The 15885-nt window shown below is 63.0% G+C and carries 12 protein-coding genes; all 12 read left to right on the top strand.

Annotated elements, in window-relative coordinates; translation table 11 throughout:
* The first annotated feature begins 15 nt into the window (after nt 1-15).
* The 12 genes from EXZ61_RS11195 to tssE all read left to right on the top strand — a co-directional run bounded on the left by EXZ61_RS11195 (nt 16) and on the right by tssE (nt 15885).
* Nucleotides 16-861, top strand: coding sequence for a DUF4123 domain-containing protein (locus tag EXZ61_RS11195; protein WP_168224749.1), 846 nt, complete (start codon nt 16-18; stop codon nt 859-861).
* A 19-nt stretch (nt 862-880) separates the two neighbouring features.
* A complete protein-coding gene (locus EXZ61_RS11190; protein WP_142811841.1) occupies nt 881-3037 on the top strand; it encodes a T6SS phospholipase effector Tle1-like catalytic domain-containing protein in 2157 nt (718 codons plus the stop codon).
* Nucleotides 3038-3048: 11 nt separating this feature from the next.
* Complete coding sequence (locus EXZ61_RS11185; RefSeq protein WP_168224748.1) at nt 3049-3723, top strand: DUF3304 domain-containing protein; 675 nt, start codon at nt 3049-3051, stop codon at nt 3721-3723.
* A 158-nt stretch (nt 3724-3881) separates the two neighbouring features.
* The gene (locus EXZ61_RS11180; RefSeq protein ID WP_168224747.1) at nt 3882-4409 is read left to right on the top strand and encodes a DUF3304 domain-containing protein; all 528 of its coding nucleotides are present in this window, start codon (nt 3882-3884) and stop codon (nt 4407-4409) included.
* Nucleotides 4406-5206, top strand: a complete 801-nt coding sequence (locus tag EXZ61_RS11175; protein ID WP_142811835.1) for a DUF3304 domain-containing protein — start codon at nt 4406-4408, stop codon at nt 5204-5206. The genes EXZ61_RS11180 and EXZ61_RS11175 overlap by 4 nt, the downstream gene beginning before the upstream one ends.
* The gene (locus tag EXZ61_RS11170) at nt 5203-7155 is read left to right on the top strand and encodes a T6SS phospholipase effector Tle1-like catalytic domain-containing protein (protein ID WP_142811833.1); all 1953 of its coding nucleotides are present in this window, start codon (nt 5203-5205) and stop codon (nt 7153-7155) included. The genes EXZ61_RS11175 and EXZ61_RS11170 overlap by 4 nt, the downstream gene beginning before the upstream one ends.
* The gene (tssL, locus tag EXZ61_RS11165) at nt 7152-8483 is read left to right on the top strand and encodes a type VI secretion system protein TssL, long form (RefSeq protein WP_142811831.1); all 1332 of its coding nucleotides are present in this window, start codon (nt 7152-7154) and stop codon (nt 8481-8483) included. The genes EXZ61_RS11170 and tssL overlap by 4 nt, the downstream gene beginning before the upstream one ends.
* A 14-nt stretch (nt 8484-8497) precedes the next feature.
* Entirely contained in the window at nt 8498-12556 is a 4059-nt protein-coding gene (gene tssM, locus EXZ61_RS11160; protein ID WP_142811829.1) for a type VI secretion system membrane subunit TssM, read from the top strand.
* Nucleotides 12535-13383 carry a TagF domain-containing protein gene (locus tag EXZ61_RS11155; RefSeq protein ID WP_142811827.1) on the top strand — a complete coding sequence of 283 codons (849 nt, stop codon included), beginning with the start codon at nt 12535-12537 and terminating at the stop codon, nt 13381-13383. The genes tssM and EXZ61_RS11155 overlap by 22 nt, the downstream gene beginning before the upstream one ends.
* A complete protein-coding gene (locus EXZ61_RS11150; RefSeq protein WP_142811825.1) occupies nt 13380-14417 on the top strand; it encodes a TagK domain-containing protein in 1038 nt (345 codons plus the stop codon). Before EXZ61_RS11155 ends, EXZ61_RS11150 begins: the two co-directional genes overlap by 4 nt.
* A complete protein-coding gene (locus tag EXZ61_RS11145; protein WP_142811823.1) occupies nt 14414-15319 on the top strand; it encodes a type VI secretion system accessory protein TagJ in 906 nt (301 codons plus the stop codon). Before EXZ61_RS11150 ends, EXZ61_RS11145 begins: the two co-directional genes overlap by 4 nt.
* Nucleotides 15316-15885 carry a type VI secretion system baseplate subunit TssE gene (gene tssE / locus EXZ61_RS11140; protein WP_142811820.1) on the top strand — a complete coding sequence of 190 codons (570 nt, stop codon included), beginning with the start codon at nt 15316-15318 and terminating at the stop codon, nt 15883-15885. Before EXZ61_RS11145 ends, tssE begins: the two co-directional genes overlap by 4 nt.

Below are 15885 nucleotides of genomic sequence, written 5' to 3'. Positions count from 1 at the left end.
CATCAAAAGACCGTCATGTACCGCATTACCGACCCGCACACTCCCGACCTTGGAGATCGCATTCGCCAGGCAGTCGAGGCGTGCCTTGCGCAATACCCTGACTCTTCGGCATACGCCCTGATAGACCCCACCTTGGTTGCCGACTGGGGTGCGCTGCTGTGGCAGGCAGCCCAAGACCAGCCAGACCAAGTGCAGTCTGTCTACCAAGACACCCCGCTGGCTGAGCTGGAGGCGTGCTCGCTCTTTCTGGCCCGTGTGGCACGCAAAGACCTGGAGCAATTGCTTGAGCGCGGCCAAGCCGGCCCCGTACTGAGCTTTGTGCAAACCACGCTGAGCTTGGAGCAACTGCGCCAGCACCTGGCCTGCTTTGCCCGTGCCCGCACTCCCGACGGGAAATGGTTGCTAGCCCGCTGGGGCTGCACCGTGGTGGCACCGGTTTTGGTGAAGGCGCTCACGCCGGCGCAAAAAAGCCGTTTCCTAGGGGGCTTTGCCGCGTGGTACCTCATCAACCGCAAGGGGCAATTGGACATTGTGAATGGCAGCATGGACGCCCCATCCGCTGCCGCCGATCTCGAAACTGAGGGCATGCTGGAGTACGGCTACGCCGTGGACGATGACGCGCTTGCCCTTGTGGCAGACGCCAGCGAGGCCGACGTATTGCTGCATGCGCTAGGCACCCAACAGCCCCACGCGCTCGGAGATAGGCCGGCGTCCATGCTGCACAGCATGGCCCGCCAAGTGCTGGCGCGCATGCGCGAGGCCGGCATTCCTGAAGGTGTGGCCCGCTTGGAGCTACTGGCCCGCGCGCTACAGCAGCCCAGCGCGCAGGCTAGCCGTGCGCTGATTCAAGGCCATCCCTAAGCACCCACCGCCTAAGACCATGACACGCACAGTTTTTAACGCACCCTTGCGCATCAGCGCCAACCCGGCACAGGAAATGACACCCACGGTGGACGAAGTCGTTGCGAGCCTGATGGCACCCAGCGACCCGCTGAAGTGCGAGATACCGCTGTACATCGGCCTGTTCTTTGATGGCACCAACAACAACCGCGACCGCGACATGCCCGAGCGCGGCCACAGCAATGTGGCGCGCCTCTTTAATGCGCACAAAAGTGTTGCAGAAAACCCCGAACACACAGGCCACTACAAAACCTATGTCTCTGGCTTAGGCACCCGCTTTGAGCCCAACCAAGAGCCCGGCGAAAGCGACGAGGGCAAAGCCTATGCCAAGGGCGGGCAGGCCCGCATCTTGTACGGGGTGCTGGAAGTCTTTAACTCGGTGCACAAGGCGTTCAACAACGAGTTCGCCCTTTATAAAGAAGATGACATCAAAGCCCTGCTCAAAGACTTTGAACGCCAGGTAGACGGCGGCTCCACCGACCCGGAGCGCCCCGCCCCCACCCGCGAAAGCTGGCTGGCCAATATCTACGCCCACGCCACGCAAAGCATTCAAGATGCGCGCAAGCGCAAGCCCTTGCCCAACATCCCCTACATCCACGTGAGCGTGTTTGGCTTCTCGCGCGGGGCCGCAGAGGCCAGCGCGTTTTGCCACTGGCTGAATGCCGCCATCCCCAGCGGCGAAATCGCGGGCATGCCGCTGCGCATCAAATTCTTGGGCTTGTTTGACTGCGTGGCCAGCACCGGTCTGGCCGACTCTGCCCGCCGCGCCCTGGGGCCGGTGGCAGGCTTTGCCACCGGGCACTTTGCATGGGCCAAAGAAACACGTCAAGCTCTGCCCGCGCTGGTGGAGCGCTGCGTGCACATGCTGGGCGCGCATGAGCAGCGGCTGAACTTCCCGCTCACCCGCATCCGGGGCGGCCAGCTCAGCGAATATGTGTACCCCGGCGTGCACTCCGACGTGGGCGGGGGCTATGGCCTGCTGGCGCAGGGCCGCAGCAAGACGGATGCCGAGCTGCTCTCCCAAGTGCCGCTGCTGCACATGTACAAGCTCGCCCGCATCGCCGGTGTGCCGTTGCTTGATGCCACGTTGATGAGCAAGCAGTTATTGGAAGACTATGCCCTCAGCCCCGCAGTGGCCCAGGCCTGGAACGACTACATGGCCCAGGCCCAAGACTACGCCCCGCGCACCCAGCCCGCCCCCATGGCCACGCCCTTGGAAGAGTGCCAAGACCTGCACGCCCTCATTGCGCTGCACATGCGCCTGTACTACGACTATCGGCGCATCTACCTGCCCCCGCCACCCGGTAAAACCGCCCATGTTTTGGCACCCGACCTCTTCAGGCTGCTGCACAACCCCATCAGCGCGCAAGACGAAGACAACATCCGCAGCTACAACCAAAACCTGCAAGGCGACCTGAGCCTCTTTACGCAGTGGCAGGCCGCCAAGCAGCGGGACGACTGGGACCCCTCGACGCGCGAGGGCGGCCAGCGCCGGATCTGGATCGACGACACCCTGCGGCGTCACAGCAACTGGTTGCCCCAGTTCATCTGTCAACAACAAAACCCTGCCGACCAGGCCTGGATAGAGGTCGCCCTTGGCGTGCTGCAAGGGCGCAGCCAAGTGGCTGGGCAAGCGCACTGCGTGCTGCTGGGGCGCTATGTGCACGACAGCCTGGCGGGCTTTGTGCTGGCCGGCCCCATCACCCACGATGACAAGGCGCGCCTGTTGGTAGACATCGTGCACCGCCAAGGCAAGGGCAAGACGCTCAATGCGTTTGAGAAAACCGTGTTTGCCAACTACAGAAAGCGAGTGGATGCAGAAGATGCAGGCACCGTGCAAGTGCCCCAAGGCCAAACACCGCTGCGGAAGTTGGTCAAAGACCGTATGGACGCCCTCAACGCAATGAACGCCACCAACCGCAAAGACGAACTCGACCAAGAGGCGGCCTACAACACGAAATACCGTTTCGGGTACGCCGACGCCCTGTACGTGAGCAGCTGCGAACTGTATCCGGTGATGCGCGATGAAGACGCGGGCCTGCTGCAAAGCTGGGTCAAGGCCAAAGCCATCGGAATCATTACCAGCGGGCGGCGCGAGGGCGGTGGCTACTTCTTACCGCGTGCGGTGTTTGAATGATGGGGCTGACGATGCAACGAATGACTCAGCGTGCATTCACTTGCGCAACCTTGGCCCTGACCGCACTGGTGATGGGCTGTGCGCAGCCCGCAAAACTAACGCCCGAGGAACAAGCCTGGAACGAGCGCGAGGCTGTGCGTGAGGCGCGTGATGCCCCCCTGCGGGCACGCGAAGCAGCCATACGCAAATCCCAAGAAACCCCCACCATCGGAGTAGGGCTGGAATGTGTGCGCCACGGCGGCCCGCAGCAAGACCTCATGCCCTATGTGCAAGGGTTTTGGGTGCAAGAGGTGCCGTATGGCCAAGTGAGCCCAGAGATGAGCGGGGGCGACTTCAACTGCGGCGGCACCATCGCCGGGGGCTACACCATCCCCCGCACCTGGCGCCCGGGTATGAAAGTCAAGGTCAAGTGGTACACCTGGGACCGACCCAAACCAACCACCATCACCATCCCGGTGGAGGACGACCCCACCATCGCACCCGGCGTGCCTATTGTGGAGCGGGGCGTCAAAGGTGCCCTGCACGAGTACACCACCACCATCCCTTATTACCCCGAACCGGGCCGCGCTTACGTGCACCTGTTTCGCAACGGGCAGGCGCGGGTCATCATCAGCAACATTGGCCCCACGGGCCGCGATCACCCCCTCCCATTCTCGGCCCTTGAACCCCCGCCGGAGGTGGAGTGAGCATGCGGGCCACCCAGCACAAAGCCTTGCAAGCAGGGCGCAAGTTACAGGCAAAATCGGCCTATAGCGCTCATGGAATTTGCGCTAGGAGCTATCAAAACCATAGTAAACCCACCCTGCACAGTTTGCACACGCGATGCACCCGCAGCCTCAAGCGCATGGCCCACGGCGTGCGCAAGGCTTTGGCGCCCATGGCCGCAGTCTTGGCCCTGGCCGCCCTGAGCGGTTGCGCGGAGCCAACCTCTAGCGCGGGGGTCACAGGCTACAACCACACCAGCAACCGCTCCATCTACACCTTCAGTGTCAATGGCAGCATGGGTATGAACCTGCCCCCCGAAAGCGGCGGCGGTGGAACCACCTGCTGCACCACCATCCCCAGCCAGTGGCACCCCGGCATCAAGGTCAAGGTGCGCTGGGTGTACCAAGGGGGCACCGAGTTGCCGCCCGCACCGCCGCCCCAAGAAGCCGAAGTCGAACTCCCCCGGTACACACAGGACGACATTGGCCGCGTCGCGGTGCACTTCTTCCCGGATCACAAGATCAAGGTGGTGGTGACAGACATGGCAATTTGGCACCCCCAATACCCCGCCGACTTGCGCTGGCGCGCCCCCACGCCGCCCGATGCCGTACAGGCCACTCCCTCGCCTGCTATTCAACCCGCCTCTCAGCCCTCCGCCCAACCATGAGCACCAACTCCAACACCATGACCCCCGCGCAAAGCTGCGCGGCAGGCAGCAAAGCGCTCGAATCCGACGGCCACTACGCCTGGGCGGATGACACGCTGCAAATCCACCCCGCAGTGACCCACTGCGAACACTGTGTGGCCGCCCACGAGCTTGACCTACAAGCCAAATCAGCCTCTGGCGCACATGGAATATGCGCTAGCAGCTATCAAAACCGTAGTAAATCCACCCTACACAGTTTGCACACGCGATGCACCCTCAGCCTCAAGCGCATGGCCCACAGCGTGCGCAAGGCTTTGGCCCCCATGGCCGCAGTCTTGGCCCTGGCCGCCCTGAGCGGTTGCGCGGAGCCAACCTCTAGCGCGGGGGTCACAGGCTACAACCACACCAGCAACCGCTCCATCTACACCTTCAGTGTCAATGGCAGCATGGGTATGAACCTGCCCCCCGAAAGCGGCGGCGGTGGAACCTCCTGCTGCACCACCATCCCCAGCCAGTGGCACCCCGGCATCAAGGTCAAGGTGCGCTGGGTGTACCAAGGGGGCACCGAGTTGCCGCCCGCACCGCCGCCCCAAGAAGCCGAAGTCGAGCTCCCCCGGTACACACAGGACGACATTGGCCGCGTCGCGGTGCACTTCTTCCCGGATCACAAGATCAAGGTGGTGGTGACGAGCAAAGACCTGGGCCACCCCCAATACCCCGCCGACTTGCGCTGGCGCGCCCCCACGCCGCCAGATGCCGTACAGGCCACTCCCTCGCCTGCTGTTCAACCCGCCACTCAGCCCTCCGCCCAACCATGAGCACCACCTCCAACACACCACCCGCATCCGCCCAAAGCTGCGCGGCAGGCAGCGTGCCCACGCCCACCCTCACACCTGCTGAGCGCATGCGCGCCGTGCAGCAGCATGCCAAGCTGGCCTCCCCGGTGCTGAGTTGCAGCGGCAATGTGTTTATCGGCATGTTCTTTGATGGCACCGGCAACAACGAGAAGCTGGACTACGACAACGGCAATGTGCCCCTGGAGCAGCAAAAGCCCAGCAACGTGGTACGCCTGTACTACGCCTACAAAGAAGGCCAGGAAGAAGGAACGGACAAGTACTTCAAGTACTACGTCCCCGGCGTAGGCACCCCGTTTGACAAGATTGGCGACACGGCGGACCTCGTGGGCCGCATGAGCGGCGGCGGCTTTGGTGCGGGCGGGGAGATGCGCATCCTCTGGGGCCTGATTCAGGTGCTCAACGGCGTCAACCGATACGCAAGCCGTGATGACCTCATTAAGGAAGAACAAGCCAAAGCCATCGTCCAGAACCTGGGCGGCACGGGCAGCACGGGCTGGCAGCGCCAACTGGCCCTCAAAGACACCTGGCAAACCAAGCTCAAAGCCAACCTCAAAGTCTTCTCCAAGCCCGCGCTAGACCGCATCGTGGTGGACGTCTTCGGCTTCTCGCGCGGGGCCGCCCAAGCCCGCGCCTGGGTGAACTGGCTCTACGGCCTGTGCGAGCAGCAGGGCAGTGATGCGCGCACCGCCACCTATCTGTTGGCCGGCGTGCCCCTGCAAGTGCGCTTTATGGGCTTGTTTGACACCGTGGCCTCGGTGGGCGTGGGTGGCACGGTGGCGGGCAACAAAGCGCTCGAATCCGACGGCCACTACGCCTGGGCGGACGACAACCTGCAAATCCACCCCGCCGTCAAACACTGCGAACACTATGTGGCGGCCCATGAGGTGCGCGCCAGCTTCCCTTGCGACAGCGTGCGGGTGGACGCAGCCTACCCCCCCAACGTGCGCGAAAGTGTGTACCCCGGCTCGCACTCGGATGTGGGTGGGGGTGGCTACACCCGCAGCGCCCAGGGCAAGCGCGATGGGCTGGCCCGCATACCCGGCATGGCCATGTACAACGCGGCGCTGAGTTGGGGGGTGCCGCTGTTTCGCCTTGAAGCACTGAAAAAGAATCAAACGGCTGTTTACGACAACCTCATCCCCAGCGCAGAGGCTGTGGCCGCGCACCAGGCCTATCTGCAGGCGGTAGGGGTGGCGCCGGGCTCGGTGGAGCAGCAGCACCGTGGCCACTGGGCCTGGTACTTGTGCTACCGCATCGCCTGCCGCGAGGCCTACGGCCATCGCAGCTTTGTGCGCGCCGCCACCGAGGCCGAGCGCAAGCTGATGATGCAGACGCAGAACGATCTGGCAGAGGCGCTGTCCCGCGCGGGTGCTGCGGCGCGTGCGGTGGTGGCCCGCGATGCGCCGCGCATGGGTGCCATCCGCGTGCCCAACGCAGCCGAAGCCGTGCTGCTGCACATGGAAAAGGCCGAACGCATCATCAACCCGCCGGCCGCTGTGCAAGTGACCCTGGAATGGGCACGGCTGCGCCAGCGCTTGCAAAAAGACGGCGGCGTGCTGCTGCGCAATGCAGACCACCCCGAGCTGGATGTGGCCGAGCTGCTGCACGCGCTGGTCGATGGCGATGCCAGCGCCAGCGCGGGCCATATCCCCACGGTGCCCCCGGCGGTGGTTGGGTTTTTTGATACCTATGTGCACGACGCGGTGGCGGGCTTTATAGGAGATGCGTTCAACGAGTACAGCGCAAACGGCTACGGCCTGTTCAAGTTCCGGCGCATGTTTTTTGGCAACCGGGCGGATGCCTATGCCAAAGCCCTCGCCCAGGCCGACAACGCACAGCGCCTGGCAGGGCGCAAGGCCGCCACCGGCGCCACCCCGACCTACACAACTTCTATGAGTACATCCCCATGAGTGATCCCGCATTGCTAGACACCAACAAAGACAAGGGCTGGATCAGTGCGCCGCCCACAGGCGAGTCTGGCACCATGACCGTGCCCGACGCCATGCCCCAAGGCATGGTGTTCTCGCCGGGCTACCACCACGATGCACGTCTGGCCGCCCTCGAGCGGGTCATTAAGGAGGGTGGAAACCCGTTTCTGGAGGCGGCCAGTGTGCTGCTGCGCACCTTGGCAGAGCTGCCAGTCCAAATCGATGTGCCAGGCCTACACGGCTTGCACACGCTGCTGGTGCAAGAGGTGCAAACCTACACCCGCCTGTGCGAGCAAACCAATCTGCGGCGTGATCACATGCTGGCCGTGCGCTACGCGCTGTGCACGGCGCTGGACGAGGCTATCAACCTCAAACCTGGCTCCGACGCAAGCGGTGGCAAGACGAGCCCGGGCCTGTGGTCTACCCAGGCCTTGTTGAACCAATTTCATGGTGAAAACGGGGGCGGGCGCACTGTGTTTTTGCTGATCGGCCGCTTGGCCAATATGCCCAATGAGCACATGCCGGTGCTGGAGGTGTTGCACCATGTGCTGTGCCTGGGCTTTATGGGCAGCTACCGCACCCAGCAGGACGGCCACCGCGTGCTGGAAACGGTGCGCCACCGCCTGTACACCCTGGTGTCTGCCACCCAGGAGTCGGTGCCGCGCGAGCTATCGCAGCACTGGCAAGGGGTGGGGCAGGGCCGCTTCAAGCTGCTGCGCTCGGTGCCGGTGTGGGTGTCTGCCAGTGTGTTGGGTCTTGCTCTGTTTGCCCAGTTCAGTTGGTACAAGTACCACTTGCTGACGCAGGGCAGGGCGGTGCAAAAGTCCATTGAGGCGCTCTCCACACTCCAACCCCCGGTGGTGCAGCGGTCCAAGCTCAATTTGCCCGAGCTGCTCCAAGCCGAAGTGGCGCAAGGCCGCGTGCAGATAGATGAGGATGCGCAGCGTGCGCGGGTGGTTTTCAAGGGCGACGGCATGTTTTCTGGCGGCCTGGCCACCTTGAGCCCCGACACGCTCGCCTTGCTGACCAAGGTGGCGAATGCGCTGGCGCAGATAGACGGCGCGGTGCGGGTGCTGGGCCACACAGACAACCAGCCGGTCAATCTCCCCGAGTTCCCCAACAACCAGGTGCTCTCGCAAAAGCGGGCACAAGCCGTGTTGGCGGTGCTGCAGGCCCACGGTGTGGACGCAGCTAGGCTGCAAGCCGAGGGCAAGGGTGACACCCAGCCCGTGCAGCCCAACACCAGTGCCGAAGGCCGTAGCAAGAACCGGCGGGTGGAGATTGAGTTGTTGGCCCCAGTCAACAAGTAACCAAGGAAGATTTCATGCGTGGTTTTTTTGCTTCTCCTGTCGTGGCGGCAATCCTGGCGTTTTTGGCGCTGATAGTGGTGTCGCTGGTGATTTGGTTTGTGGGGCCCCTGGTCGCTATTGGTGACTTGCACCCTTTGCAGGATGTGGGTTTGCGGGTCTCGGTGATTTGCCTTTTGCTGGTTCTGGTGATTTTGTGGCTGCTGAAGTGGTCGCTCTCCATCGTGGGTGTGGCCTGCGTGTGCCTGCTGCTGTGGCATGCCGGCCCCCTGCTGGCTTTGGGCGCATGGCACCCGTTGGAGCTGGTGTGGGTGCGCGTGATGTGCATTGGCGTGGTGCTGGTGCTGTACGCCGCCTGGGGGGTCTACAAGGTGCTGGCCCTGATGCGCAGTGACGAGGCCTTTGCCCGCAAGCTGCTGCGTAAGGACGATAAGTCCCCCAAGGCGCTGGCCCGCGAAGAGGTGCGCGTCATCAAAGACAAGGCCGGCAAGGCCGTGGGCCAGTTACGCCAGATGCACCTCACCGTAGCCGGTGGGGCGGGGTCGATGTGGTCGTTCCTGCGCCGCGTGGTGGAGGGCAAGCGCTATTTGTATGAGCTGCCCTGGTACATGATCATTGGCACACCAGGGGCGGGCAAGTCGTCGGTGTTGCTGAACTCGGGGCTGCAGTTTCCGGTGGCCGAGCAAATGGGCGTGGCCAGTGCGCAGCTCACTCTGTCGCAAAGTGCGGGCACCCAAAACTGCGCCTGGTGGTTTACCAACGAGGCGGTGCTGATTGATACCGCCGGGCGCTTCACCAACCCGCAAGATGGCCGCTCCCAACAAGCCTCCGGCGACGATGCGCCAGAGGCCAGCGACGAACAGCGCAACGTGGCCGAGTGGCAGGGCTTTTTGCGGGTGCTGCGCCAGGTGCGGCCGCGCGCGCCTATCAATGGCGCCCTGCTGGCGGTGGATGTCTCCAAGCTGCTGGTGGAAGATGCTGCGAAGTCCATGCTGCATGCGGCCCAGTTGCGGGCACGCTTGAACGAATTGCGCGAGCAGTTGGGCATTCGCTTCCCGGTCTATGTGGTGCTGACCAAGACGGACTTGTTGCGCGGCTTTGCAGAGTACTTTGGCAGCCTGACCAGTGAGGCCCGCACCCAGGTGTGGGGCTTTACGCTGCCTTGGCAAGATGGGGGGCCTCTGGCTGAGGCCCCGGTGCTTGCAAGCCAGCTGGAGCAAGAGCTGCGGGCCTTGCAAAGCCGCATTGCGCAGGGGGTGGCCATCCGTTTGCAAGAGGAGTTTGACCTGGACCGCAGGCAGGCCTTGTATGTGTTTGCCCAGGAGCTTGCGGCTGTCATCCCATCCCTGGTGACGCTACTGGATGCCGTGTTTGCGGATTCGCGCTATGACACTACGCAACTCACCCATTCGTTGCGCGGGGTGTACCTGACCAGCGCCATGCAGTACGACGAGCGCGCAGTCACCGCTGACCAGCAGGCCCTTGTGCCACGCCTGATGCATGCGCTGGCGCGTGTGACCGGCGGGGCGACCAAGGCGGTGCAGCCCGATGGAACGCGCAGCTTTTTCATGACCGATGTGTTCAAACGCGTGGTGTTCCCCGAGGCGCATTTGGTCAAGCCCAATTTGCGCTGGGAGGCGCGCTTTCGCTTGGCTCGCCTGACGGGGCATGCTTTGGTGATTTTTTTGTTCTTTTGGATCTCCAGTGGGCTGATGCTGAGCCAAAGCAACAACCAGCAGTACCTGAGCGATGTGGGTGCCAAGACAGAGGCGCTGACTGACAAAATGCGCGGCTTACTCACCCAGCGGGACAGCGCGCGCATGCTGGAGGTGTTGGGCATGGCCCAGGAGCTACCCACGCATTCTGGTCTGGACCTGGTCAACCCGCCCCTGTCGTATGCCTATGGGCTGTATAGCGCGGAACCCGTGGTGGCCGCCTCGCACCATGCGTATGGCGATTTGCAGGATCGCCTGATTCTGCCCGTCGTCGTGGGACGCATGGAAACCGTGTTGCGCAACGCTGTGCAGGACCAGGACGCCAAGGTGGCCTACGACACCTTGCATGTCTACATGCTGCTGCATGACAAAGAGCAATTCACCGCATCCACCACGGCGGCCCAAGAGGTGCGCAAATGGGTATTGCAAGACTGGCAAGAAGGCGTGCAGACTGATGAGCAGTCGGCCACTGCCAAGCCTTTGGAGAAGAGTCTGGCAGCTACCTTCAACAACAGCGCGGCCATGGTGTCGTACCTGCAAGACATGTTTTCGGGCAAGCGGGTGGTGCAGTCGGGCACCTCGCGCAACGATGCGCTGGTGCGCCAGGTGCGCACTTTTTTGGACACCACGCCGGCCAACGAGCGCTTGTACGAGCGCACCAAGGCATCGCTGATTGAGGTGGTGCCGCAAGACTTTACCTTGGTGCGCGCCCTCGGCCCCCAGGCCGGCACACTGTTCAGCCTGGCCTCTGGCAACCCGCTTGAGGCGGGCGTACCCGGCCTATTCACTTATGACGGCTACCACGAGATCTTTGCCAAAAAGCTCAAGGAGCTGGTGGTGCAAGCGCAGGCGGAAGATGCCTGGGTAATGGGGCGCACCGGAAACGTGGCCGCCCTGAAAGACGATGAAAAGCTCGCGTTGGTGGAAGATATCCGCCGCCAGTATTTGGAGGAATACGCGCAGCTGTGGACGGAGTTTTTGGCCGACATCCGTGTCGTGCGGGCGGACTCGGGGCGCACCTTGTCTTTTGAGCTCAATATGCTGCGCCAGCTCGCCGCACCGGACTCGGCGCTGGTGCGGCTGGCGCGCATGGCCGCGCGAGAGACTACCTTGTCGCGCTCCCTCCAAACCCGTAGCACCGAAGAAAAATCCCTCTTCGACAAAGCAGGCGAGCAACTCGACAGCAAGACCAACAAGCTCAATCAAAACCTGGGCTTGCGCCCCGAACAGCGGTTTGAACGCCAGTATGTGGACTCTCAGTTTGGAGCCCTGCGTGAGGTAGTCACCGGGCAGGGCGAGGGCGGCGATGGGCAAGGTGCACCCAAAGTAGCGCTGGAGAAGATCACCAGTCTGCTGGGCGAGTACTACACCTCTTTGGTGATTGCCGATAGCGCCATCAGCGGCGGCAACCTGCCGCCTTCGGGCGAAGAGGCGGCCACCAAAATCAAGATTGAGGCCAGCAAATTACCCGCGCCGTTCCGCGAAGTCCTCATGGGTGCCAGTGCCAACGGCGCAGACAAAATATCGCAGGCTTCGGTCAGCATCTTGCGGGTGCAAGCCCAGGCGCAAATGGACCGGCTGGTGGGCATGATGAACCAGATGGTGGTGGAGCCATGCCGGCGAAGCATTGCAGGGCGCTACCCCTTTGCGGCCACTACCCAGGAAGTCGCCATTGAAGACTTCAACGCCTTCTTTGGTGCCGGCGGTACGGCAGACGAGTACTTCAACAAGTACCTTGCATCCTTGGTGGACACCAGCGATCGCCCCTGGCGTTACAAAAGCCCGACCCTGGCCGCCTCCGCGGAGCCTGCGGCAGCCGCTGCAGGTGCAGCGCGTGCACCTACCACAGGCCCCACGATGATGGGTGAGTTGCTCAAGCTCATGGCGCAGTACGGCCCTGCGCCAGACGTGTTTGCCCAGGTGGGGCAGATCCGGGATGCGTTTTTCAAAGACCCAGGCGCCAAGCGCATGGCCTGGAAGCTCGATGTAAGCGTGCAGTCATTGGACCCCAGCGTGACCGAGCTGGTCATGGACTTTGACGGACAAACCCAGCGCTATGCCCACGGGCCGCGACAGGCCTTGGCCGTGCAATGGCCCGGTCCCCGTAGCGGCACCATGGCAGAGATTAGCGCGCAGCCGCGCATCAAGTGGGATACATCCACTGTCAGTGCGCGCGGCCCTTGGGCATTGATGCGCCTCATGGAGCAAGGGCGCACCATTCCCAGTGCAAGCGCAGGCAAGGTGGCCGTCGAGTTTTTGTTTGATAACCGCCGCAGTGTGCTGGAGGTCTCCAGCAGCGGCGTCAATCCGCTGAGCAGCAGTTTGCTCAGGTCATTCAATTGCAGCGGAAAAACCAGTTGATTGCCGACACCATGCTCAATGCCCTGACCCGTTATGCCGTCAAAAAGCGGCTGGTAACACCCCTTGCTATCTGGGGAAAATTGCCCAGCCATGGGGACTTTTTGCGCCACATCGCATCCCCCCGAGAAGCGGCAGACTGGCAAGAATGGGCCCTCCACGTCTGGAACAGGCACCACCAAACCAGCGTCCGACCGCGCAGCCCAGAGACCGGACGATCCGCCCAACAGGGCTGGATGCACCTAGAGCCCGTGGCATCCCCCGTCTCGATGCGGGCCATGCCGGTGAGCTTTGTGATGCAGCCAGGCACCTTACCCTTTGCGCCGCAGCGCTTTGTGGTGGGCGCCATCCTGGACTCCGAAGACAGCGTGGGGCGGGCCTGCCCGCTGGTGATCTACCAGCAGGTGTCCCGCCATTGGATGGCGCAGCTGCTGAACTCCAACACCCTGGGCCAGGGGCAGGATCTGATGTTCTGGCTATGCCGCCTGTTGGCCCGCACTTACGCAACACACGCCGACTGGCAAAAATTGGTGCGCGCGGTGGACGCACTGTGGACGCTTTACACCCCGGGGGTCTCCAACTTGCTGTCCTCGCCACCGCACCTCGTGGAAGCCGCTTTGGCGCGTGGCGTCGTGAAGCGTTATTGCGCCAACGAAGAATTGGACATGGCCAATACCCTGCGCGGGATGCGATCACTGCCTTGGCGCAGCTTGCCGGAGCGTACGTTGCGCTTGGAGGCTCCCGTCAGTGCGTACTGGCAGCAAGACATGGAAGGTGGCTATGTCAACGCCAGTGAAGACTTATCCAGCCTCTGGAGGGGCCATTCGTGAGCGTAGATACCCTTGAGCTGCGAGGCCTGTTCTACCTAGGACAAGCGTTCGATTTCACTTGGCAATGGCCAACTCAGGCCACGCACGTGCACTTTGCCGAGCTCCTGCGCGCATGCCCTGCGCCGGGCGTAGCCCACATGCCCTATCTGGACGCCTGCACCCTCCATGCGCGTGCCGCGCCTTCCGGCACGCAATGGAGTGTCAGCCCTGAAAGCGGCGACATAGCGTGCAGCGTTAACGGCCAGGCCTTGGAAGAGGGGTCCATGGCGCAGTTGCACGATGGCGACACGCTGGAAGTAGGCCTTCTGAGCTTCCAGGTGCATCTGCTCGCCCCTAGTGCCCAAGCCCATGCCGCAGACCTGGCCATGCAACGCTTTGTGCTCACTGACCTGGACGAAGTGGCTCCCGACGAGGGGTATGACACCCGCTTGCGCGGAATCAGCGATCTGATCAACACCGAGCTCGTTACGGACCCAGCGGCAAATGGGCCAGCCGCAGCACCACCCAGCGCGACAACAGAGCAGGGGGACGTGCTGTCGGTACTGCACACCCAGTACCTGCGCAAACTCCGCGACCCCGCCTACAACAGCGATGAGGGCCATTGGCAAGGGCTGGTGCAGGCACGTGAGTCCGCGGCGACGTTAGACCCCTTTGATGACCTCAAGCTCCGAGCCGGCAACGAGAACAGCCTGAGCGATTTGGTGGGACAAGCCCAAACGATTGGTGAAGTATTCGCAGACCTGGATGAGGCCATGGCCCACGAATTCATGAAGCCAGACCGCGCCGACAGCGTGCTCCATCTTTTTGCCCCGAAAGAACTGCAAGCCCAGGCCCCTGCGGAGTCTGCCGCCACAGCCCTGCCGGGCAGCCTGGCCCATTTGCTCCAAGCGTCTCTGCCCGGACTCACCCTGCGCGAACACCACAGCCTGTCGCTGGACAGTGCCATGCCCCTGTTTTCCGACACACCCGACACCGCCACCAAGGCGCCCACCCTCAACACAGCGGCCCCACATCAGGCCCTGCCATCACCATGACCGCACAAACCGCTCCTACACCCAGCTTGACCCTGAGCCAGCTCCACCCGGACCACCACCTGGGCCAAGCCCTTGCCCTGCTGGAAAAAGGGGTGCGCTTCAAGCCCACCCAGGTGCAAGCACGCTGGGCGCTGGTCGAATTTCTGTGCCTGCTGGGCCACTGGGAGCGGGCGCTCAAGCAATTGCAAACCGCAATGCAGCTAGCGACCGTAGACGAAGAAAATGGCCCAGGATGGCTTCACACAGCCTATCTGCTGCGGGGCCTCATCCGCGCGCAGGACCAGCGCAGCGCGGTTTTTGCCGGTGAGCAGCAGCCGGTACCCGTCATCGACACCACGCCCTGGATGCAAGACCTGGCGCAGGCCATCGCCCACAACGCCCGAGGCGACCATGCGCGCGCCGACGTGCTGCGCTGCCGCGCCCTCGAACAGGCCCCCACCCAAGCAGGCATCTGCACGCAGGACAATGAATCCGGCGAACAAACCCACACATGGCTCAGCGACTCAGATACCCGCTTGGGCCCCGTGTGTGAACTCATCATCGCCGGTGGCTACCGCTGGCTGGCCTATGCGGACATAGCCTGCCTGCACATCCAGCGCCCCAGCAGCGTCCTCGATCTGGTGTGGCTACCCGTCACCCTGCAACTGCGCGGCACCTTGGCGGCAGACAAAACGCTGCACGCCTACATCCCCACCCGCTACCACGGCACCGAAGACAAGGCCGCTGACTACACCGACCCCCAAGCCCGAACGCTTTTGCTCTCGCGCCTCACCCTATGGCATGAAGTGGGCGACACCGGCGTCTTCGCCCACGGGCAGAAAACCCTCATGACCGAGCACGGCGACATGCCCCTGTTGGACCTGCGCGAGCTGCGCCAACCGCTCAGCGAGGCGAGCGCATGAGCAACGTCACACCCTCGCTGCTCCACCCAGGGGCGCGGCCGCTGCCGTCTACCGTGGAGCGCAACAGCAAAAAAGTTGAGCGCCGCTACCTGCCCACCCTGTTCGACCGCCTGTGCGACGACGCCCCCAGCCAAAGCACCGAGTCCCCCGAGGCCTATGCCAGCAGCCGCAGCCAGTTGCGCCAAATCATCCTGCGCGACCTGGCTCTGCTGCTCAACACCACCGACCAAAGCGACCTCATCGACCGCAAAGCCTACCCCGCAGCAGCGCAGTCCACCATCAACTACGGCGTCCCCGCGCTGGCGGGCGGCTACTTGTCGGAAAAAAAGTGGGTGGACATCGAAACCATGATCCGCAGCGCCATCGTCAGCTTCGAGCCCCGTCTCATGCCCGAAACACTGATGGTCAAGCCCGTGCTCAAAGAGCAAGCCAGCGGCAACTACAACGTGCTCACGTTTGAGATATCTGGCCACATCCAGATGCAACCCTATCCGCTTGAGCTCACCGTCCAAAGCTCCGTGGACCTGGAAACCAACCGCATCGAACTGCACCTCACCCGGAGCTAA

Origin of the sequence: Rhodoferax aquaticus, from assembly GCF_006974105.1 — a bacterium.
GTDB classification, from domain to species: Bacteria; Pseudomonadota; Gammaproteobacteria; order Burkholderiales; family Burkholderiaceae_C; genus Allorhodoferax; species Allorhodoferax aquaticus_A.
This window is presented reverse-complemented; position numbering and strand designations above follow the sequence as displayed.

What these genes read in the sequence shown, in the direction of transcription:
- EXZ61_RS11195 (WP_168224749.1), top strand. Translation starts at nt 16, where the DNA reads ATGTACCGCATTACCGACCCGCACACTCCCGACCTTGGAGATCGCATT.
- EXZ61_RS11190 (WP_142811841.1), top strand. Translation starts at nt 881, where the DNA reads ATGACACGCACAGTTTTTAACGCACCCTTGCGCATCAGCGCCAACCCG.
- EXZ61_RS11185 (WP_168224748.1), top strand. Translation starts at nt 3,049, where the DNA reads ATGCAACGAATGACTCAGCGTGCATTCACTTGCGCAACCTTGGCCCTG.
- EXZ61_RS11180 (WP_168224747.1), top strand. Translation starts at nt 3,882, where the DNA reads ATGGCCCACGGCGTGCGCAAGGCTTTGGCGCCCATGGCCGCAGTCTTG.
- EXZ61_RS11175 (WP_142811835.1), top strand. Translation starts at nt 4,406, where the DNA reads ATGAGCACCAACTCCAACACCATGACCCCCGCGCAAAGCTGCGCGGCA.
- EXZ61_RS11170 (WP_142811833.1), top strand. Translation starts at nt 5,203, where the DNA reads ATGAGCACCACCTCCAACACACCACCCGCATCCGCCCAAAGCTGCGCG.
- tssL (WP_142811831.1), top strand. Translation starts at nt 7,152, where the DNA reads ATGAGTGATCCCGCATTGCTAGACACCAACAAAGACAAGGGCTGGATC.
- tssM (WP_142811829.1), top strand. Translation starts at nt 8,498, where the DNA reads ATGCGTGGTTTTTTTGCTTCTCCTGTCGTGGCGGCAATCCTGGCGTTT.
- EXZ61_RS11145 (WP_142811823.1), top strand. Translation starts at nt 14,414, where the DNA reads ATGACCGCACAAACCGCTCCTACACCCAGCTTGACCCTGAGCCAGCTC.
- tssE (WP_142811820.1), top strand. Translation starts at nt 15,316, where the DNA reads ATGAGCAACGTCACACCCTCGCTGCTCCACCCAGGGGCGCGGCCGCTG.